Raw genomic sequence first — 19,694 nt, 5'->3', positions numbered from 1 at the left:
TGCGACGGGGCCGCCGCGTGCGCCGACGCGCACCGCTCGCGTCGCAGATGGACTCGCCGGTGCGGGACTCGGCTGTGATGATGGGGCCCATGACCGGACTCGCCCAACTCGAACGCGAAGCCCTGTGCGCCACCTTCGTCGACGTCGGCCCCGACGCGCCGACGCTGTGCTCCCCGTGGCGCACCCGCGACGTCGCCGCTCACCTCGTCGTCCGCGAACGCCGACCCGACGCACTGCCGGGGGTGCTCATGCCCGCGCTCGCCGAGCACACCCAGCGCGTGCAGGACTCCTACGCCGCGCAGGAGTGGACCGCCCTCGTCGACATGGTCCGCGAGGGCCCGCCCGGGTGGAACCCGACGCGCGTCCCGGCCGTCGACGACGCGATCAACCTCGCGGAGTTCTTCGTCCACCACGAGGACGTCCTCCGCGCCGCCCCGGACTGGAGCCCGGCGAAGGCCCGTGCCGTCTCCGCCGACACCCAGGCCGCGCTGTGGGCCCGCCTCAAGCAGGCCGGGCAGCTCCTCTTCCGCCGCTCCCCCGTCGGCGTCGTCCTCCTCTCCGCCGAGCACGGACGTCACTCCGTCAAGGGCCCGACGAAGAAGGGCACCGTCGTCCTCGAAGGCGTCCCGAGCGAGTTCGTCCTCTTCGCCTTCGGTCGCGGCTCCGTCGCCGACCTGCGGTTCGAGGGCACCGAGCAGGCCGTCGCCGAACTCAAGGACGCCGAGTTCGGCGTCTGACGCCTCCCCCACGGTCCCCACGCCGCGGCCCCCACCGGAACTCCCGGTGCGGGCCGGGGTGCGTGCGGGGATGACACCCCCCCCCGGGTCGTCGACACGGGCCCGGGATCACCTCCGCCCGTCGCCGGGGGATGCGGGGCTCAGAGTCCGAGCAGGGCGAGGAGGGCGTCGGTGTCGAGGTGCTCCTCGACGGCATCGCCGAGGCGTTCGATCATCGCCTCGCGCCGGGCGGCGAATCCCGGTGCGGACGTGGACACCTCGAAGCCGCTGCCGCTGCGGTGGGCGACCTCGGTGAGGAACGCGCGACGGAAGTCGTCGTTCTCGAACGCGCCGTGCCACGTCGTCCCGTACGTGGCCCCCTGCTGCCAGCCGTCGAGGAACGGCGCCACCGACTCCCGGAACCCATCGTCCCTCCCGTCATCGGACGTGGCGTCGGCCACGAGCGAGGCGACACCGTGGTGGATCTCGTAGGCCCGAACCTCGTGGCCGTGCCACGCGCCCACGGGGGTGCCGAGGACCTTCTCCTCGCCGAAGTCGACACGGGTCGGCAGAAGGCCGAGACCGGCGGATTCGCGCTCGCCGCCCGCGGCCTCGACACCGCTCGGGTCGACGATGCGCTCCGCGAGCATCTGGTAGCCGCCACAGATGCCGAGCACGGGCGCCCCACGGCGAGCTCGGGCGGCCACGGCCTCGTCGAGACCGCGTTCCCGCAGCCAGCGAAGATCGCTCAGTGTGGCGCGGCTGCCGGGCAGGACGGCGAGGTCGGCGCCCGCGACGACGGCGGGATCGGCGGTCACCGTGACGTCGACACCGGGTTCGGCGGCGAGGGCGTCGACGTCGGTCGCGTTCGACAGGCGCGGGAGCCCCACGACGGCGACGCGGAGCGTGCCCGCCGCGGCCTCGTGGGCGTCGACGGCGCGGGACCATCCACCGAGGGCGAGCGCGTCCTCCCCGTCGAGCCAGGCCCCCTCGAGCCACGGCACGACGCCGAGGACGGGCAGGCCGGTGCGTTCGGTGACGATCTCGAGACCGGGTCGGAGGAGGTCGACGTCACCGCGGAACTTGTTGACGATCCAGCCGGCGAAGTGGGCCCGGTCGGCCTCGTCGACGAGCGCCCACGTGCCGTACATCGCCGCGAGGACACCCCCGCGGTCGATGTCGCCGACGACGACGACCGGCAGGCCCATCGCCCGCGCGAGGCCGAGGTTGACGTAGTCCCCGGAGCGGAGATTGACCTCGGCGGCGCTGCCCGCGCCCTCGGCGACGACGACGTCGAAGCGGGAGGCGAGGTCCTCGTACGCGGCGAAGGCGGCGCGGGCGAGTTCGCGGCGGCCCGTCGCCCACTCCCCCGTGCCGAGTTCACCGTGCGGCTGCCCGAGGAGGACGACGTGGCTGCGGCGGTCCGAGCCCGGCTTGAGGAGGACGGGGTTCATCGCCGCCTCGGGCACGACCCGCGCGGCGACGGCCTGCACCCACTGCGCACGACCGATCTCGGCGCCGTCGGGGCAGACCATCGAGTTGTTCGACATGTTCTGGCTCTTGAACGGGGCGACGCGCACACCCCGCCGCACGAGCCAGCGGCAGATCCCCGCGGTGAGGAGGCTCTTGCCGGCGTCGGACGTCGTCCCGGCGAGCAGCAGACCGGTCATCGGGGCATCTCCTGGGGAGTCGGGGTCGGGGTCGGTGTCGAGGTGGCGCGGGAGGCGCGGGTCGGCACGAGGGCGAGCACGGCGCACACGACGACCGAGCCGAGGGAGACCGCTCGCGAGAGCCGCACGGCGCGAGGCAGATCGGCGGTGCCGGGCGGCGGGCCGTCGCCGAGTCGCCCGCGGTCCTCGGTCTCCCCTGCGTACGTGTTCGCACCGCCGAGGCGTCGTCCGAGCGCGCCCGCCGCGGTCGCCTCGACCGGACCGGCGTTGGGGCTGGGATGCCCCGCCGCGTCGCGACGCCAGATGCGCCACGCCTCGGCGGGACGGCCACCGACGAGCGGGGCGAGGACACACGTGAGCGCCGCCGTGAGCCGGGCCGGGGCGAGGTTGACGAGGTCGTCGAACCGAGCCGAGGCCCAACCGAACTCGCGGAGTTCCGGGGTGCGGTAGCCGACCATCGCGTCGAGGGTGTTCGCCGCGCGGTAGCCGAGGAGTCCGGGCACCCCGGCGACGGCACCCCAGAACAGGGGCGCGGTGACGGCGTCGGAGGTGTTCTCGGCGAGGGACTCCACCGCGGCACGGGCGATCTCGTCGTCGGTGAGGTCGGTGGCGTCACGACTGCACAGGTGCGACAGTCGCGCCCGGGCGGGGGCGAGGTCGCCCGTGCGCCCCGCGTCGTCGAGGAGGCCTGCCATCGTCGCGCCCTCTCGGGCGAGGCTCGTCCCCCCGAGCACGGCCCACGTCGCGGCGGCGACGAGGAGGGTCTCGGCGGCCCGGTGGCCGCGCGCCAGACGTTCGGTGGCCGCCCCGAGGGCCACGCTTCCCCCGACGAGCGCGCTCGTGTAGAGGACGCCGTGGCCCCGACGTCCCCGTCCCGACCGTTCCGGGCCGAGGTGCCCGCGCAACCGCCCGGCCACGCTCCCGAACGCGGCGACGGGATGCCCCCGCCGCGGGTCGCCGAACCGCAGGTCCGCCGCGTATCCGAGGGTGAGGCCGAGCGTCCGCGCTGGGAGATTCACGTCGGCCAGTCTGTCAGGCCCGGCGCGTCCGGTTGCGAACGGCCGTCCACGATGGGAACGTGCAGGCACAGCACGGAGACGACGCGGGAGGCGGAACGCCTCCGGCCCCGACCGCGAGCCGCGACGCGGCGAGTCGGACCACCCGCCCGGATCCGTCCACCAGGTTCGTCGAGGCATGCGACCGGGACGGTTCACCGCCCGCGTGTGCGAAAGGGGTGTCACCCGCCATGACCCGTCCCATCTCCCTCAAGCGCCTCTCGTTCGCGGTCGCCGCGGGGGCACTGGCGGCCACGGCCGTCTCCGCTCCGGCCCAGGCCCTCCCGCCCGGTTCCGCCCCGGCGGGCGTATCCGTCGTCGCCGCGTCGATGCCCGCGGACACCTCCACCCCCACCACGCCCGCGGGCTCCGAGACGCCCGTCGAGCTCAAGAGCACCTCCGATCCGGTCGACCCCGAGCGTGAGGTGAGCCAGGACCCGTCCCAGGCGAACACGATGTGGTGGGCCCTCACCGCCGTCGGTGCGATCGCCATCGGCGCCATGGCGTGGATGATGCGTCGCCGCCGCGGCCAGCGGGGCTGATGACCCTTCTGTCACGACCCGCGCGGGGTCGACGCGCCGGATCACCCCGGCGCGTCGACCCCGCGTCCGCGTCTCCCGAGCCCCGTCCTCCCCGAACGCGGTCCCTCGTGCGGGGTGAGGCGTCGTGATCACCCTGGTGCTCGGCGGTGCCCGCAGCGGCAAGAGCGTCCTCGCCGAGGGCCTCCTCCGCGGGCGGCGAGCCCGCTACGTCGCCCCCGGCCCCGTGCCCGACCCCATGAACCCGGCCGACGCCGAATGGGCCGACCGCGTCGCCGCCCACCAGGCCCGAAGAGGTCCGTCATGGACCACCGTCGAGACCGGCGACGTCGCGGGTGTGCTCCGGACGCCGGGTGATCCCGTGCTCGTCGACTGCCTGGGCACGTGGCTCACCCGCGTCGTCGACGACGCCGGCGCCTGGGAGGACCGGCCTCGCGCCCACGCCGCCATCGCCGACGCACGCGACGATCTTCTGGCCGCACTCCGCGAATACCGCTGCGAAGTCGTGCTCGTCAGCAACGAGGTCGGACTCGGCGTCGTCCCCGCCACGGCCTCCGGGCGACTGTTCCGCGACGAGCTCGGCCGCACCAACGCCGCGGTCGCCGCCCTCGCCGACGAGGTGCTCCTCGTCGTCGCCGGGCGCGTCCTCGACCTCTCCCCCACACCACGGATCGACGACTTCCTCGCGACGAGGACGGAACGATGAGCGCCGAGAACCCGAACACGGAGATCACGAACGCCGAGATCACGAACGCCGAGAACCCGCCCGCCGCGCCGCTGCTCGTCGACGGATGGCGCATGGCCGTCGGGACGCTCACCGCCGTGCCCGTGCGTCCGCCCTCGCGGATCGATCGCCGGGTCGCGGGTGCCGCGATGCTCCTCGCTCCCGTCGCGGCGCTGCCCGTGGCCGCGGTGTGGATCGTGTGCGCGGTCGTCGCATCGGCGGCGCTCCTGCCGCTGGTGCTCTCCGTCGTCGCGGTCGCGGGAATGTGTCTCGCCACTCGGGCCATGCACCTCGACGGCCTCGCCGACACCGCCGACGGGCTCTCGGCGAGCTACGACCGTGACCGCGCCCTGCAGGTGATGAAGACCGGTGACGTCGGCCCGAGCGGCGCCGCGGCCATCGCCCTGGTGCTGCTCCTCCAGGTGACCGCCGGTGAGGCGTTGTTCGTCCTCGCCCCGGCGGCGCTCGCGCGGGTCGTCGTCCTCGGCCTGCTCGCGGTGTGCGCCTCGCGGTATTCCCTCGCCCTGGCCTGCATGCGGGGTGTGCCGTCCGCTCGGCCCGGCGGCCTGGGCGCCACCGTCGCGGGCAGCGTCTCCCGCCCGGCCGCGGCCGGTGCGGGACTGTTCCTCGCCGTCGTCGGAGCCCTCGGGCTCGCCGCCGCAGGCGGACCGTGGTGGGGTGCACCCCTGATCGTCCTCACACCGGTGGTCGCGACGGCGCTGCTCGTGCGTCGTTGCGTCACCCGCCTCGGCGGCATCACCGGCGACGTCCTCGGCGCCGCAGTCGAGATCTCCTGCGCCTGCGCCCTCACCGTCGCCGCAGCCGTGGTGACGGGACAGCTGCTGCCCCTGCCGTGACCGCCAGGGTCACAGGGGTTTGTCCTCGCCTCCGGTCCCCCGGTCGTCATGGACCGACATCTGCCCGCAGGGGTACGTCATGTCGGACCGCGCGTTCGGCCCCTCGCCGACCTCACCGCCGCGACAGGCAGCGTCGCCACCCACCTGGACACCACCCTCACCGCCGCCGAGGTCCGCACCCTGGCCTGCGACGCGGAGGTCCTGCCCGCCGTCCTGGGTGGCCGCGGGTAAGCTCTCGTCCCCGGACGTCGCACCCGCCTCGTCACCCTCCCAGCGCATCGCCCTCGCCCTCCGAGGCAAGGGCTGCACCTACCCCGGCTGCCAGGCCCCACCTGTCTGGTGCGACGGCCACCACATCCGCCACTGGGCGGACGGCGGCACCACCGACCTGCCCGACATCGCCCTGCTGTGCCGGCATCACCACACCGTCGTCCACCGCCAAGGCCACCTCGTCGACGACCACGGCGTCCACTGGCGTCGCTCCGACGGCTCACCCGTCGGCAATGCACCCCGCATCGGATGGATCACGCGGAGAGAGTGAACCGCGCCCACGCACCGGGCCAGGGCGCGCCCCGGCCGAACCGACCCGATGCCTCCGGACAGGGGGCGTGCCCCGAACGCCGACGCCCCCTACGCGTGGAGGCGGGACAGGAAGCGTCGGGTCGCCTCGGTCTGCGGGGCGTCGATGACCTGCGCGCGCGTGCCGATCTCGGCGATGACACCGCCCGAGAGGTGGGCGACGACGTCGGCGACCTGGCGGGCGAAGCCCATCTCGTGGGTGTTGAGGATCATCGTCATGCCCTGGTCGGCGAGGTCGCGCAGCAGGTCGAGCACCTCGCCGACGAGCTCCGGGTCGAGCGCCGAGGTGACCTCGTCGAGGAGCAACAGCCGGGGGTGGTTGACGAGCGCCCGCGCGATCGCGACGCGCTGCTGCTGCCCGCCGGAGAGGTCGTCGGGCCGGGCGTCCGCCTTCTCGGCGAGACCGACCCGCTCCAACATGTCCCGGGCGGTCTCCCTCGCCTCCGCCTTCGACCGGCCGTGGACGCGCACCGGCGCGAGCGTGATGTTGTCGAGCACCGAGAGGTGCGGAAAGAGGTTGTAGCCCTGGAACACGATGCCGATGCGGGACCGGATCTCATCGGCGTTCACACGCGGGTCGGTGATCTCCCGGCCCTCGAGGGTGATGACGCCGTCGTCGACGACCTCCAGGAGGTTGACGCATCGCAGCAACGTCGACTTGCCCGAGCCCGACCCACCGATGAGCACGACGCACTGCCCCGCGTGGACGTCGAGGTCGATGCTCCGCAGCACCACGTGGCGCTCGGCACCCCGCCGACCCGGGAACGACTTGCGCACCCCGCGGAGGGTGAGCAGCGGCTCCTCCGTCTCCCTCGCCCCTCCGGTCGGACCGGTCGCCGAGTCACGCTGCCCGCCAGGGGTGTTCGCCGACCTGCTCACAGATGACCTCCTGCTCCCTGGTAGCCCTGACGTCGAGCGACCCAGTCGGTGAACCGGGCCATGGGCACGGTGAGGGCGATGAAGCACAGCCCGGCGACGACGTACGGGGTGTAGTTGAAATCGCTGGCCGTCTCGATCTGCGCGGCCCTGACTGCGTCGACGACGCCGAGGATGGAGATGAGCCCGGAGTCCTTCTGCAAGGACACGAGGTCGTTGAGAAGCGGAGGCTGCACGCGGCGGATCGCCTGGGGGACGACGACGTGTCGCAACGTCTGCCCATAGGTGAGACCCAGTGAGCGCGCCGCAGCACGCTGAGAGGGGTGCACCGACTCGATTCCGGCACGGAACACCTCCGCGACGTAGGCGGAGTAGCTCAGCACGAGAGCGACGCAGCCCCAGAACAGGACGCTCGTCGGCAGCCCCGAGAGGCGGAGAGCAGGGGCGCCGTAGCCGAGGAGCAGGAGGACCAGGATGAGCGGAAGACCGCGGAACAGATCGACATAGATCGTCGCGGCGAGACGCAGCGGGTACGTGACCGCTCCGCGCAGCGTTCGGAGGACTGCGATGACGAGTCCGAGGACAAAGATCGCGATCCCGCAGATCACCATGATCCGCACGTTGAGCCACAGGCCGGAGAGCACGGCGGGGAACGACGCGACGGCTTTGTCGAGATCGAAGTAGGTCCAGCGTACGCGCGGCCACCCGGGCGAACTCGTCAGGACCCACAGGAGCGCGACGACCACGGCGACCGTGCTCGCGGCGGACACCGCTGCGGACCGCACGGCGCGGGAGCGCCGATAAGCGGTGCGCTCGCGCTGGTGGGTCGAGGGTGCCCACCCCTCGTCGGAGAGGGACGAGTCCGCGCTCGTGGCGGCGGACGCGTCTTCCGGACCCCCGGAGTGAACGGAGCTCATGGGATCAGTGGAGCTCGGGAGCGGTCTGCCCGGCGAGCCACTGCTGTTCGAGCTTCCTCAAGGTGCCGTCCACGCGCAGAGCGTCGACGGCCTGCGACACGCAGCCCGTGAGCGGCGACCCCTTGTCGAGGACGGCCCCGAGCTGGTCGGGGGTCCCGTCACCCTCGGGCAACTGGCCCACGATGATCCCGCCGTCGAGCTGTGCACCGATCATGTAGTACGCCGTGGGCAGGTCGACGACGATGCCGTCGATCTGCCGGTTCTTAAGGGCCTGGACGGCGAGGTCGTTCGTGTCGAAGACGTTGGGGGGCGTCGTGGGCTCGATCTGGGACGTGATCGCGGCGTACGAGGTCGAGCCCACCTGCGCGCCGAGCTTCGCGCCCGCGAGATCGGCGACCCCGGTCTTGCCCTCGAGCGGCGACCCCTTGTAGGTGACGACAGCCTGGCGGACGTCGTAGTACCCGGAGGAGAAGTCGACGGCCTGGCGACGGTCCTCGCTGATGGAGATCTGGTTGAGGTCGAGGTCGAAGCCCTTCGGCCCCGGCGCGACGGCGGTGTTGAAGGGGACGTCGACCCACGCGACCTCGTTCTTCGCGAAGCCGAGCTTGTCGGCGATCGCGTGGGCGACCGCCGATTCGTATCCCTTGCCGTTGCTCGGGTCGTCGTCCGAGAACCACGGCGCATAGGCCGGGGTGTCGGTGCCGATCGTGAGCTTTCCCGGCGTGCGCACCTTGAGCGCGTCCTTGCGGCAGTCGCTCACCGTGCTCGTGGCGGCGCCGGTGCCCCCGGGTTGTGCACCCCCGCCATCGGTGGGCGCTCCGCAGCCGGCGAGGGTGAGGAACGGCAGGACGAGAAGAGCAGCGACGGGACGCATGACGGTTCCTTGTGCGACGGCGTAGGTGGGGGCCATCCACCGGCGGGCGGGCGGGAGGCCTCACCCTACCCCGCGAGTGAGACGGCACCCGCTCACCGAGCGACTCCACGACGCCGCCGTCCTCTACCCTCCCGACCGCTTCGCGGACACGCGAACGGGCGAGCCCCCATGAGGAGCCCGCCCGTTCGTCTCGTTCCGAGACCGATCGACCGCGAGATCAGTCGTGCACGCCCGCCTCGACGAACGGGGGCTTGGTGACGGTGGCGGCGACCTCACGGCCGCGGACGTCGATCGTCACGGAGTCGCCCTCCTTGACGCCACGGTCGAGCAGCGCGAGAGCGATGCCCTTGCGGAGCGTCGGCGACATCGTGCCGGAGGTGACGACACCGATCTCCTTGCCCTCGGAGTCCTTGACGACGCACTCTGCACGGGGGATGCCACGGCCCTCGACGAGGAGGCCCCACGACAGGGGGCAGGATTTCTCGGCACGCTGCGCCGCGAGGACGTCCTTGCCCCAGAAGTCGTCCTTGTTCCAGCCCACGGCCCAACCGGCGCGGGCCATGTTGGGCGTGATGTCCATCGACAGCTCGTGACCGTGGAGGGCGTACCCCATCTCGGTGCGCAGCGTGTCGCGCGCGCCGAGACCACACGGCATGCCGTCGTACGGCTTCATCGCCTCGACGAGCGCGTCCCACAGTGCCTCGGCGTCCTCCCAGCGGGGCACGAGTTCGTAGCCCTTCTCGCCCGTGTAACCGGTGCGGCAGACGGTGAGCGGCTTGCCGTTCCATTCGGTGGAGTCGAAGCTCATGTACTCGTGGCCGGTGGGCAGGCCGAGCGCCTGGAGCACCTCGTCCGAGCGGGGGCCCTGGACAGCGATGACGGCGTACTCCTTGTGCTGGTTGAGGAGCTCGAGGCCCTCGGGCAGTTCCTCGCGCATGCGGCGCACGACCTCTGTCGTGTTCGCAGCGTTCGGGATGAGGAAGACCTCGTCCTCCGACTTGTAGTACTGGATGAGGTCGTCGACGACGCCGCCCGTCTCCTTGTCGCAGCACATCGTGTACTGCGCCTTGGGCGGGCTCACCTTGCGGAGGTCGTTGGTGAAGCACGAGTTGCAGAAGTCGGCGGCACCCGGGCCGCGCACGACGGCCTTGCCGAGGTGCGAGACGTCGAAGATGCCGACACGCTCGCGCACCGCTTCGTGCTCCTTGAGCACGCCGCCACCGGGGTACTCGATGGGCATGAGCCACCCACCGAAGTCGGCCATCTTGGCGCTGAGGGCGGTGTGACGGGAGTGGAGCGGTGAGGTGAGAAGGTCGGTCTCTGTCATACGGCCACCGTAGACGCCTCACCCCTCGTTATTCTCGGTGTTGGCACGAACCCGCCCCACTCGTCCCGGCGCCGCCGCGCCCAGGAGGACCAGGGCCCACCTCGGCACCGAGGATCCGCGGGCCCCACCCGCGCCCGACCGTCCGGGACGTGCCCCGCGCCCGGTACCCGCCGGGTCGCACCCGACCCCAGGAGGACCCCGTGAAGCTTGCCTTCGCCACCACCGCACCCGAATCGGCCCGGGCCGACGCGCTCGTCGTCTTCAGCGCGCCCGCGTCCGGCATGATGGCCGCCCCCCGTCTCGTCGGCGCGGACACGCTGCCGGGCGCCGCGATCTCCCACCTCGAGGAGTCCCTCCGAGCGCTCAAGGCCACCGGCAAGGCCGACGAGGTCCGCACCCTCACCGGGGTGCCCAAGGTCGCCGCTCGTGTCGTCGTCGTCACGGGCCTCGGCTCCGTCCCGGCCGGTGAGGAGCCCACCCACGAGGCCGTCCGCCGCGCCGCCGGCGCCGCCGCCCGTACCCTCACCGGTCACGGCGAGGCCGCGGTCGCCCTCCCCGTCGCGACGCCCGAGCACACCGCGGCCGTCGCCGCCGGCCTCGTCCTCGGCTCCTACCGCTTCGACGCCCACCGTGGCGCCAAGGCGCAGGCCGCCGCCGAGGCCCCCCTCGTGTCCGCGACCCTCGTCGCCGGCAAGAAGTCCCTCGCCCCCGGTGTCTCCGCCTCCGACCTCTCGAAGGCCGTCGAGGAGGCCGAGATCGTCGCGCGTCACCAGTGCTTCACGCGTGACCTCGTCAACACCGCCCCCAACGAGCTTTACCCGCAGTCGTTCGCCGAGCTGGTCGAGAAGGCCGCCGGCAAGGGCGTCAAGGTGGAGGTCATGGACGAGAAGAAGCTCGCCGCAGGCGGCTTCGGCGGTCTCATCGCCGTCGGGCAGGGCTCGGTGCGTCCCCCGCGTCTCGTCACGATGACGTACTCGCCCCGCAAGGCCGTCGCCTCCCTCGCCTACGTCGGCAAGGGCATCACGTTCGACTCCGGTGGCCTCTCGCTCAAGCCGCCGGCCTCGATGATGACGATGAAGTCCGACATGGGTGGCGCCGCGGCCGTGGCCGCCGCCGTCCTCGCCGTCGCCGAGCTCGAGCTGCCCGTCGCCGTCACCGGCTACCTGTGCCTCGCCGAGAACATGCCGAGCGGGTCGGCCACGCGTCCCGGCGACGTCATCACGCAGCGCGGCGGCCTCACCGTCGAGGTCCTCAACACCGACGCCGAGGGCCGCCTCGTCCTCGCCGACGGCATCGCCCTCGCCGCCGAATCCCGCCCCGACGCGATCGTCGACATCGCCACCCTCACCGGTGCGCAGATCGTCGCACTCGGCAAGCGCACCGCCGCGATCCTCGCCAACGACGACGAGCTGCAGGGCGCCCTCGCCCAGGCCGCCGCGGACGCGGGCGAGTCCGTGTGGCCGCTGCCCATCGCCGAGGAGGTACGTAGCCACCTCGACAGCACCGTCGCCGACATGAAGAACATCGGTGAGGCTGGCACGGCGGGCACGCTCGTCGCCGCCGCGTTCCTCCGCGAGTTCGCCTCCCCCACCGACGACGACCCCGCGCGCACGCAGCCGTGGGGCCACATCGACATCGCCGGCCCCTCGTTCAACGAAGGCGGCACGTGGGGCTACACCGGCAAGGGCGCCACCGGCTTCGGCGTGCCCACCCTCGTCGAGTTCGCCCGCGGTTACGCCCGCTCCCGCGACTGATCCACGACGTCGCCCCCTCCGGGCGGCACCCTGCACCATCTCGACGGCCCCGGCTCCGCCCCGTGCGGAGCCGGGGCCGTCGGTCACCCGAGCACTCCCCAAATCCTCACCCCCGCAAGGCGATCGCTCAGGAGAACCGCCCTCCTGACGATGGGTCACCCGACGGGTCCCGTCGCGGGCTCCCCGCGCGCCGTGTCGGGTCCTACCCACCGGCGCCGGTGACGCTCCCGCCGGCCGGCCCGTGGTCCAGGGAAGTCACGGTCGAGGAGCAGCGAGATGCGGCGAGACGTCGGAGCCGGGCCAGGGGCCGCGGCGTGAGCGCGCGCGGCGGGTCGCGGGTCGACTCCCTCGACGGGCTGCGGACGATCGCCGTCCTCCTCGTCGTCGCGTTCCACCTGCGCGTGCCGGGGTTCTCCGGCGGGTACCTCGGCGTCGACGTCTTCTTCGTCCTCTCCGGGTTCCTCATCACGACGTTGCTCCTCAGGGAGCTCTCGGCGACGGGGCGTATCGACCTCGGCCGGTTCTGGGCGCGTCGCGCTCTCCGCCTCATGCCCGCCGTCCTCCTCGTGATCCTCGCCGTCGTCGTCTGGGCGACGACCCTCGCACCCCCGTTCCGCCGCCCGTCGATCGGCGCCGACGCCCTGTGGTCGCTCCTCTACGTCGGCAACTGGCGCTTCATCGGCTCCGCCGGATACTTCACCGACGACGGCACCTCCTCCCCGCTGCTCCACGTGTGGTCGCTCGCGGTCGAGGAGCAGTTCTACGTCGTCTGGCCGCTCCTCCTCGGCCTCGTCGGAGCGTTCGCGTGGCATCGTGCCGCGGCGGCCACGGCCCCGGCCGGGCGTCCGCTCGACTCGTCCTCCCGGGTCGAGGGCGACCGTCGGCGACGGCAGGCCGTCGTCCTCGCGGCAGGGGTCACCGCCCTCGTCCTCACGGCCGCGTCGGCGGTCGGGCTCTGGTGGCTCTACGACCCCGCCGCGCCCGAACGCGCCTACATGGGTACCGACACGAAGATCTTCGAACCGCTCGTCGGTGCCGTCGCCGCAGCGCTCATGACCCGCGCGCGGGTGCAACGCGTCGTCGTCCGACACCACGTCGGGCTCATGGTCGCCGGGCTCGTCGGGCTCGGCGTCGGCGTCGCGACACTCGGCGGCCCCGCCCCCGCCTACTTCGCCGGCGGTGCAGTCGCGTTCTCCATCGCCTGCGCCGTCCTCGTCGCCGCCGCGACCGCCGGCGGCAACGGCGACGTCGTCGCCCGCACGCTCGGCCTCGCCCCGCTCGCCTACCTCGGCCGCATCTCGTACGGGATCTACCTGTGGCACTGGCCGCTCACCGTGTGGCTCGCCCCCGAGACGGGGTTCGACGTGCTGCGCGCCGCCCTCGTCGCGACGGGCGCCGTCCTGCTCGCCTCCCTGAGCTACCACCTCGTCGAGGTGCCGGTTCGCACCGGTGTCCTCACCCGTCTCGCGCCGATCAGGCTCCTCCCCGTCGCGGCCGGGTCGATCGCGAGCGTCCTCGTCCTCTCGACGTTCCTCGGCGGTACCGCCGTGAGCCGCCTCAACCCGCTGTCCGGGTCGCTGCCCGCCGCGGCGGCCGAGCGGAGCACCGTGCTCGTCGTCGGGGACAGCGTCGCCCGGCGGCTCACCCCGGCCCTCAGCGAGGCCGGCACGGCCCGCGGCCTCACGGTCGTCGAGGCCGCCCGGGGCGGATGCCCCGCCCTCACCGTCCCCGCCCTCGGCTCCGACGGCCGCCTCCTCGCCGACGGCGCGTGCGCAGACCAGGTCCGCGCGACGCAGGATGCCGCGGTCACCACCTACGACCCCGGCATCGTGCTCTGGTGGTCCCGGTACGAACTCGCCGACCGGCTCGGCGACGACGGTCGCGTCCTCCGCGCCGGCACCCCCGAGTTCTGGGCCGCCCAGCGGGCCTCCTTCCTCGCCGACTCCGCCCGCCTCACGTCCCGCGGCGCGACCCTCGTCGTCGTCCTCACCGACCGTCCGGGCGTGGGCCTCGCCTCGCGCTGCACCCCCGGCCGGTGCGACCCGTTCCTCCACCGGCTGTGGTTCGAGGACGACCTCCGGCGTCGTTGGAACGACCTCGTCACCGAGGTCGCCGCGCGTGACGCGCGCATCCGGGTCGTCGGCATCGACGACGTCTACTGCCGCGACGCCGCCGTCCCCTGCGACGACCGGCTCCCCACCGGCCCCCCCGTGCCCGCCCCGGAGACGCCGCAGGTGCACCCCACCCTCCCCGCGCCGGTGACGACGCTCCTCGCCCGCCCCGACGGGTCGCACTTCTCCCCCGCCGCCGCACCCGCCGTCGCCGGGCCGCTCCTCGACAGGGCGGCCGCCGCGGCACGGCGGTGACCGCGCGGGCCGCCACCGACGGACCCTCGCCACCCTCCACCCGGGCGACTCCCGAGGTGTGTCACGGAACCGGCCCCTCACCTCGGGAAACGGCACCCCGACCGGTGCGACATGGGAGGATGCCCACGTCGGCGCCGACACGGGCGCCGACGTCGTCGCCGGCACCACGGCGACGTCCCCGCCCGCCGCGCACGCCGCGCCCCCACAAGGAGCCGCCCGCATGACCGACCCGACCTCGGCCCCCGAGACCTTCGACATCGTCATCCTCGGCGGCGGCAGCGGCGGTTACGCCTGCGCGCTGCGGGCCGTGCAGCTCGGCAAGAGCGTCGCCCTCGTCGAGAAGGACCTCCTCGGCGGCACGTGCCTTCACCGCGGGTGCATCCCCACGAAGGCGTTCCTGCACGCGGCCGAGATCGCCGACTCGGCCCGGGACAGCGAGAAGTTCGGCGTCAAGGCGTCGTTCGACGCGATCGACATGCCGGGTGTGCTCAAGTACAAGGACGGCGTCGTGGCCCGCCTCCACAAGGGCCTCCAGGGGCTCGTCAAGGCCGGCGGCATCACGTACGTCCAGGGCACCGGCAAGGTCGTCGCCCGCGACACCGTCGAGGTCGCCGGCCGCCGCCTCCAGGGCGCACACCTCGTCCTCGCCACCGGCTCCACGTCGAAGACCCTCCCCGGCCTCGAAATCGGCGGCCGCATCCTCACGAGCGAGCAGGCCCTCGCGCTCGAGACCGTGCCGAAGCGCGTCGTCGTCCTCGGCGGCGGCGTCATCGGCTGCGAGTTCGCCTCGGTCTACCGCTCGTTCGGCGCCGAGGTGACGATCGTCGAGGCCCTGCCCCGGCTCGTCGCCCTCGAGGACGAGGCGATCTCCAAAACTCTCGAGCGCGCCTTCAAGAAGCGCAAGATCGTCGCGAAGACGGGCGTGCGCTTCGGAGGCGCCACCCAGACCGACGACGCCGTCACCGTCACCCTCGAGTCCGGCGAGAGCATCGAGGCAGACCTCCTCCTCGTCGCCGTCGGCCGCGGACCCGTCACGGCCGGGCTCGGCTACGAGGAGATCGGCGTGACGATGGAGCGCGGCTTCGTCCTCGCCGACGAGCGTTGCCGCACGAACGTCGAGGGCGTCCACGCCGTCGGCGACATCGTCCCCGGCCTGCAGCTCGCCCACCGCGGCTTCGCCCAGGGCATCCTCGTCGCCGAGGACATCGCCGGTCTCCCCGTCGAACCGCTCGTGGAGTCCTCGATCCCCCGCGTCACGTACTGCGACCCCGAGATCGCCTCCGTCGGCCTCAGCGAGGCCGCCGCCGTCGAGCTCCACGGCGCCGACGCCGTCTCCACCGTCGAGTTCAACCTCGGCGGTAACGGCAAGTCCCAGATGCTCGCGACGAGCGGCTTCGTCAAGGTCGTCCGCCGCAAGGACGGCCCCGTGCTCGGCATCCACATGATCGGCGCCCGCATGGGCGAGCAGGTCGGCGAGGCCCAGCTCATCGTCGGCTGGGAGGCCCTGCCCGAGGAGGTCGCACAGTTCATCCACGCGCACCCCACCCAGAACGAGGCGCTCGGCGAGGCCCACCTCGCCCTCGCCGGCAAGCCCCTCCACGCCCACCCCTGACCGACGGGGCCGCACACCCGTGTCGGCCCGTCGCCCCCGCGACACCCACCCGGGGGTGCTCCGGAGCACCCGAATCCGCTCCGGAGTGCCCCGACCCGCCGATGAGGCACCGGCCGCCCACACCTGACGCGCCGTCCTCTTCTAGACTCGCGACAACACCGCACACCCGAGGAGACACGAGAAATGTCAGAACGCGTGACCATGCCGGCTCTGGGCGAGTCGGTCACCGAAGGCACCGTCACCCGCTGGCTCAAGAGCGTGGGCGACTCCGTGGAGGTCGACGAGCCGCTGCTCGAGGTCTCCACCGACAAGGTCGACACCGAGATCCCCTCCCCGGTGGCGGGCACCCTCACGAAGATCCTCGTCGAGGAGGACGAGACCGTCGAGGTCGGCGCCGAGCTCGCCGTCATCGGTGACGCCTCCGACGTCGAGGGCGACGACTCCGACGACTCCGCCGAGGAGAGCGACACCGAGGAGAAGAGGAACGAGGACGGCGCGCAGCCGGAGTCGGAGGAGACCGCGGAGGAGACCCCCACGACCCCGTCCGCCGAGTCCGACGAGCCCAAGAAGGCCGAGGCTCCCAAGAAGTCCTCCGGCGGCGACGTGAGCGGCGGCGAGAAGGTCCCGATGCCGGCGCTCGGCGAGTCCGTCACCGAGGGCACGGTCACCCGTTGGCTGAAGTCCGAGGGCGACGAGGTCGCCGTCGACGAGCCGCTCCTCGAGGTGTCCACCGACAAGGTCGACACCGAGATCCCCTCCCCCGTGGCGGGCACGCTCACGAAGATCCTCGTCCAGGAGGACGAGACGGTCGAGGTCGGCGCCGACCTCGCGATCATCGGTGGCGAGGCCGGTGGCGACGACGCCGCCGACGAGCCCGCCGAGGAGGAGGCCCCGGCCGAGCCGGAGGAGAAGGAAGAGGCTCCGAAGAAGGAGGAGCCGAAGAAGGACGAGGCTCCTAAGAAGGACGAGCCGAAGGAAGAGCCCAAGAAGGAGGAGAGGTCCTCCGCCCCGGCGAAGAAGCCCTCCTCCACCGAAGAGTCTCCCGCCAAGGCCGAGGAGACGGACGCATCCAGCTACGTCACCCCGCTCGTCCGCAAGCTCGCCGCCGACAACGGCGTCGACCTCTCGACCCTCACGGGCACGGGTGTCGGCGGTCGGATCCGCAAGCAGGACGTCCTCGACGCGGCCAAGGCCGCCGAGGAGGCCAAGAAGGCGCAGTCCGCCCCGGCCCCCGCGGCCGAGGAGAAGCCGGCGGCCGCGTCCTCCGGTTCCGCCCCCGCTCCGACGACGGTTCCGCAGCCGTCCGACAAGCGCGGCACGAGCCAGAAGATGACCCGTCTGCGCAAGGTCATCGCCCAGCGCATGGTCGAGTCGCTGCAGGTCTCCGCGCAGCTCACCGCGGTCGTCGAGGTCGACATGTCGCGCGTCGCCGCGCTCCGCGCCCGCAACAAGGCCGAGTTCGAGAAGCGCGAGGGCGTCAAGCTCTCCTACCTCCCGTTCATCGCCCTCGCGACGGTCGAGACGCTCAAGGCGTTCCCGATGCTCAACGCGAGCGTCGAGGGCGAGGAGATCGTCTTCCACGGTGCCGAGCACCTCGGCATCGCGGTCGACACCGACCGTGGCCTGCTCGTGCCGGTCATCCGTGACGCCGGTGACCTCAACATCGCGGGCATCGCCCGCAAGGTCGCCGACCTCGCCGAGCGCACCCGCACGAACAAGGTCACCCCCGACGAACTCGGCGGCGGCACGTTCACGATCAGCAACATCGGCAGCAACGGTTCGCTGCTCGACACGCCGATCCTCAACCAGCCGCAGGTCGGCATCCTCGGCACCGGCGCGATCGTCAAGCGTCCGGTCGTCGTCCAGGACGAGTACGGCAACGACTCGATCGCGATCCGCCACATGCAGTACCTCGTCCTCACCTACGACCACCGCGTGGTCGACGGTGCGGACGCGGGCCGGTTCCTCACGGCGCTCAAGCAGCGTCTCGAGGAGGGCGCGTTCGAGGTCTGACCTCGATGAGGCGTCGACGGGGCGGTGAGGAACCCTCACCGCCCCGTCGCGCGCCCGGAGGCGTTCGGGACGGTTCCCGCCCTCGTGGCGCGGGGGAACCGGAGCGGCGTCGAAGCGGTATCGCCCCCGGGTGAGGTCCGTGGCCGTCGTCGGAACGGCCGGGAACGAAAGGGAGAAGACATGCGAGTGGCGATCACGGGGGCCTCGGGCCTCATCGGCTCGGTCCTGTCGCAACGACTCGCCGCGCGGGGTGACCGGGTGGTCCACCTCGTCCGTCGACAGGCACGGTCGTCGGCGGAGCGTGAGTGGATCCCGGGCGCGCCCCTCGACCCGACGGTGCTCGACGACGTCGACGCCGTCGTGCACCTGGCCGGTGCGGGCGTGGGCGACAAGCGGTGGACGGCGAAGTACCGCCGGACGATCCGCCGGTCCCGCATCGACGGCACGCGTACGCTCGCCCAGGCCGTGCTCACCCTCGACCGGCCCGTCCGCGTCGTGAGCGGCTCGGCCGTGGGCATCTACGGCAGCGACCGCGGCGAGGAGCTCCTCACCGAGACGAGCACGGCGGGCAAGGGGTTCCTCGCCGACGTCGTGCGCGCCTGGGAGGCCGAGATGCGCCCCGCCCGGGAGGCGGGTGTCCCGGTCGCGTTCGCGCGCACCGGTATCGTCCTCTCCCCCGACGGCGGGGCCATGGAGCGTGTCCTCCCGCTCGCCCGCCTCGGGCTCGGCGGGCCCCTCGGCGACGGGCAACAGTGGTGGCCGCTCGTCACTCTCGACGACGAGGTCTCGGCCCTGCTGTGGCTCGTCGACCACCCGCAGATCACCGGTCCGGTCAACATCGCCCTGCCCGACCCGGTGCGCCAGGGCGAGTTCATGGCGCTCCTCGGCGAGGAGCTCCACCGACCGGCGGTCCTGCCCGCACCGGCGTTCGCGCTCCGTGCGATGCTCGGGCAGTTCGCCGACGACATCCTCGGCAGTCAACGGGTCCGACCCGACGTCCTCCTCGACTCGGGTTTCACCTTCGCCTCCCCCACCGGGGAGACGGCGGCGCAGTGGCTCGTCACGCGTGACAAGGAGTGAGTGGATTGCGGTACGAAGAGATGGGTTTCGCCCCCGACCTCGTCGACTACGTCGAGGCGTGGGAGCGCCAGCGGGAGGTCCACGAGGCCGTCGTCGCGGGCACCCTGCCCGACACGGTCCTCCTGCTCGAGCACGCGCCGACGTACACCGCCGGCAAGCGCACCGAGCCGCACGAGCGCCCGCTGGACGGCACCCCCGTCGTCGAGGTCGACCGCGGCGGCAAGATCACGTGGCACGGTCCCGGCCAGCTCGTCGGCTACCCGATCGTCCACCTGCCCGGCCCGGTCGACGTCGTCGCCCACGTGCGGCGGCTCGAGGACGCCATGATCGGCGTCTGCGCCGACCTCGGTGTCGAGGCGGGCCGTGTCGAGGGCCGCAGCGGTGTCTGGATCGCCACCGACGACACCCGCCCCGAGCGCAAGATCGGCGCCATCGGCATCCGCGTGAGCCACGAGGTGACGATGCACGGGTTCTCCCTCAACTGTGACTGCGACCTGTCCTGGGGGCAGGTCATCGTCCCGTGCGGCATCGCCGACGCGGGCATCACCAACCTCTCCGAGGAACTCGGCCGCGACGTCACGGTCGCGGAGGTCCTCCCCCTCGCGAAGAAGCACCTCGACCGCGTGCTCGACCTGGTGTCCCACCACGAGACCACCGCCCAGGAGCAGGCGTCGGCGTGATCCCCGCCCGGGCCGGCGATCCCGCCGCCTCGGACACCCCGCCACGTCCCGGACG

18 protein-coding genes are annotated in these 19,694 nt (G+C 72.8%); 12 read left to right on the top strand and 6 right to left on the bottom strand.

Going from position 1 to position 19,694, the window contains the following annotated elements:
* The first annotated feature begins 89 nt into the window (after positions 1-89).
* On the top strand, positions 90-737 hold the full coding sequence (locus tag MOPEL_RS04985; protein WP_040632925.1) for a TIGR03085 family metal-binding protein: 648 nt from the start codon (positions 90-92) through the stop codon (positions 735-737).
* A 140-nt stretch (positions 738-877) separates the two neighbouring features.
* On the opposite strand, the gene MOPEL_RS04980 is transcribed toward MOPEL_RS04985, so the two are convergent.
* Complete coding sequence (locus tag MOPEL_RS04980; RefSeq protein ID WP_009481766.1) at positions 878-2,386, bottom strand: cobyric acid synthase; 1,509 nt, start codon at positions 2,384-2,386, stop codon at positions 878-880.
* Positions 2,383-3,405 (bottom strand): cobalamin biosynthesis protein, encoded by a 1,023-nt coding sequence (locus MOPEL_RS04975; RefSeq protein ID WP_009481765.1) that lies wholly within the window; start codon positions 3,403-3,405, stop codon positions 2,383-2,385. The genes MOPEL_RS04980 and MOPEL_RS04975 overlap by 4 nt, the downstream gene beginning before the upstream one ends.
* Before the next feature lie 227 nt (positions 3,406-3,632).
* Between MOPEL_RS04975 and MOPEL_RS04970 the strand changes: the two genes are divergently transcribed.
* The 5 genes from MOPEL_RS04970 to MOPEL_RS04950 all read left to right on the top strand — a co-directional run bounded on the left by MOPEL_RS04970 (position 3,633) and on the right by MOPEL_RS04950 (position 6,102).
* Entirely contained in the window at positions 3,633-3,983 is a 351-nt protein-coding gene (locus MOPEL_RS04970; RefSeq protein WP_009481764.1) for a hypothetical protein, read from the top strand.
* A 124-nt stretch (positions 3,984-4,107) separates the two neighbouring features.
* Entirely contained in the window at positions 4,108-4,686 is a 579-nt protein-coding gene (locus MOPEL_RS04965; RefSeq protein ID WP_009481763.1) for a bifunctional adenosylcobinamide kinase/adenosylcobinamide-phosphate guanylyltransferase, read from the top strand.
* On the top strand, positions 4,683-5,561 hold the full coding sequence (locus MOPEL_RS04960; protein WP_009481762.1) for an adenosylcobinamide-GDP ribazoletransferase: 879 nt from the start codon (positions 4,683-4,685) through the stop codon (positions 5,559-5,561). Before MOPEL_RS04965 ends, MOPEL_RS04960 begins: the two co-directional genes overlap by 4 nt.
* A 48-nt stretch (positions 5,562-5,609) precedes the next feature.
* Positions 5,610-5,792, top strand: a complete 183-nt coding sequence (locus MOPEL_RS18090; protein WP_040632923.1) for a hypothetical protein — start codon at positions 5,610-5,612, stop codon at positions 5,790-5,792.
* Positions 5,779-6,102: an HNH endonuclease signature motif containing protein gene (locus MOPEL_RS04950; RefSeq protein ID WP_040632921.1), complete on the top strand. Its 324-nt coding sequence runs from the start codon at positions 5,779-5,781 to the stop codon at positions 6,100-6,102. The genes MOPEL_RS18090 and MOPEL_RS04950 overlap by 14 nt, the downstream gene beginning before the upstream one ends.
* Before the next feature lie 89 nt (positions 6,103-6,191).
* Here the strand turns inward: MOPEL_RS04950 and MOPEL_RS04945 are convergent, their stop codons facing one another.
* From MOPEL_RS04945 to gcvT, 4 genes are all read right to left on the bottom strand, one after another.
* A complete protein-coding gene (locus MOPEL_RS04945) occupies positions 6,192-7,019 on the bottom strand; it encodes an amino acid ABC transporter ATP-binding protein (protein WP_009481760.1) in 828 nt (275 codons plus the stop codon).
* The gene (locus tag MOPEL_RS04940) at positions 7,016-7,933 is read right to left on the bottom strand and encodes an amino acid ABC transporter permease (protein ID WP_009481759.1); all 918 of its coding nucleotides are present in this window, start codon (positions 7,931-7,933) and stop codon (positions 7,016-7,018) included. The genes MOPEL_RS04945 and MOPEL_RS04940 overlap by 4 nt, the downstream gene beginning before the upstream one ends.
* A 4-nt stretch (positions 7,934-7,937) precedes the next feature.
* Positions 7,938-8,807 carry an ABC transporter substrate-binding protein gene (locus tag MOPEL_RS04935; RefSeq protein WP_141631185.1) on the bottom strand — a complete coding sequence of 290 codons (870 nt, stop codon included), beginning with the start codon at positions 8,805-8,807 and terminating at the stop codon, positions 7,938-7,940.
* Between the two features lie 217 nt (positions 8,808-9,024).
* The gene (gcvT, locus tag MOPEL_RS04930; RefSeq protein WP_009481757.1) at positions 9,025-10,134 is read right to left on the bottom strand and encodes a glycine cleavage system aminomethyltransferase GcvT; all 1,110 of its coding nucleotides are present in this window, start codon (positions 10,132-10,134) and stop codon (positions 9,025-9,027) included.
* A 200-nt stretch (positions 10,135-10,334) separates the two neighbouring features.
* Here gcvT and MOPEL_RS04925 point away from each other — a divergent pair, with 200 nt between their 5' ends.
* The 6 genes from MOPEL_RS04925 (at position 10,335) to lipB (ending at position 19,639) form a co-directional block, all read left to right on the top strand.
* On the top strand, positions 10,335-11,888 hold the full coding sequence (locus MOPEL_RS04925) for a leucyl aminopeptidase (protein WP_009481756.1): 1,554 nt from the start codon (positions 10,335-10,337) through the stop codon (positions 11,886-11,888).
* Positions 11,889-12,202: 314 nt separating this feature from the next.
* Positions 12,203-14,254: an acyltransferase family protein gene (locus tag MOPEL_RS04920; RefSeq protein WP_009481755.1), complete on the top strand. Its 2,052-nt coding sequence runs from the start codon at positions 12,203-12,205 to the stop codon at positions 14,252-14,254.
* Positions 14,255-14,474: 220 nt separating this feature from the next.
* Positions 14,475-15,866 carry a dihydrolipoyl dehydrogenase gene (gene lpdA, locus MOPEL_RS04915; protein WP_009481754.1) on the top strand — a complete coding sequence of 464 codons (1,392 nt, stop codon included), beginning with the start codon at positions 14,475-14,477 and terminating at the stop codon, positions 15,864-15,866.
* 183 nt (positions 15,867-16,049) lie between these two features.
* The gene (gene sucB / locus MOPEL_RS04910) at positions 16,050-17,879 is read left to right on the top strand and encodes a 2-oxoglutarate dehydrogenase, E2 component, dihydrolipoamide succinyltransferase (protein ID WP_009481753.1); all 1,830 of its coding nucleotides are present in this window, start codon (positions 16,050-16,052) and stop codon (positions 17,877-17,879) included.
* Positions 17,880-18,059: 180 nt separating this feature from the next.
* The gene (locus MOPEL_RS04905) at positions 18,060-18,959 is read left to right on the top strand and encodes a TIGR01777 family oxidoreductase (protein ID WP_040632919.1); all 900 of its coding nucleotides are present in this window, start codon (positions 18,060-18,062) and stop codon (positions 18,957-18,959) included.
* A 5-nt stretch (positions 18,960-18,964) separates the two neighbouring features.
* Complete coding sequence (lipB, locus tag MOPEL_RS04900) at positions 18,965-19,639, top strand: lipoyl(octanoyl) transferase LipB (protein ID WP_009481751.1); 675 nt, start codon at positions 18,965-18,967, stop codon at positions 19,637-19,639.
* Positions 19,640-19,694 lie beyond the last annotated feature (55 nt).

The organism is Mobilicoccus pelagius NBRC 104925 (assembly GCF_000247995.1).
GTDB lineage: Bacteria > Actinomycetota > Actinomycetes > Actinomycetales > Dermatophilaceae > Mobilicoccus > Mobilicoccus pelagius.
Note: the sequence above shows the minus strand (reverse complement) of the source record. Positions and strands in the feature narration are given on the sequence as shown.

Bases quoted from the DNA above. Each gene is read 5' to 3' on its own strand.
- MOPEL_RS04970 (WP_009481764.1), top strand. From the start codon at position 3,633: ATGACCCGTCCCATCTCCCTCAAGCGCCTCTCGTTCGCGGTCGCCGCG.
- lpdA (WP_009481754.1), top strand. From the start codon at position 14,475: ATGACCGACCCGACCTCGGCCCCCGAGACCTTCGACATCGTCATCCTC.
- MOPEL_RS04960 (WP_009481762.1), top strand. From the start codon at position 4,683: ATGAGCGCCGAGAACCCGAACACGGAGATCACGAACGCCGAGATCACG.
- MOPEL_RS18090 (WP_040632923.1), top strand. From the start codon at position 5,610: ATGGACCGACATCTGCCCGCAGGGGTACGTCATGTCGGACCGCGCGTT.
- MOPEL_RS04985 (WP_040632925.1), top strand. From the start codon at position 90: ATGACCGGACTCGCCCAACTCGAACGCGAAGCCCTGTGCGCCACCTTC.
- MOPEL_RS04935 (WP_141631185.1), bottom strand. From the start codon at position 8,807: ATGCGTCCCGTCGCTGCTCTTCTCGTCCTGCCGTTCCTCACCCTCGCC.
- MOPEL_RS04940 (WP_009481759.1), bottom strand. From the start codon at position 7,933: ATGAGCTCCGTTCACTCCGGGGGTCCGGAAGACGCGTCCGCCGCCACG.
- MOPEL_RS04905 (WP_040632919.1), top strand. From the start codon at position 18,060: ATGCGAGTGGCGATCACGGGGGCCTCGGGCCTCATCGGCTCGGTCCTG.
- gcvT (WP_009481757.1), bottom strand. From the start codon at position 10,134: ATGACAGAGACCGACCTTCTCACCTCACCGCTCCACTCCCGTCACACC.
- sucB (WP_009481753.1), top strand. From the start codon at position 16,050: ATGTCAGAACGCGTGACCATGCCGGCTCTGGGCGAGTCGGTCACCGAA.
- MOPEL_RS04980 (WP_009481766.1), bottom strand. From the start codon at position 2,386: ATGACCGGTCTGCTGCTCGCCGGGACGACGTCCGACGCCGGCAAGAGC.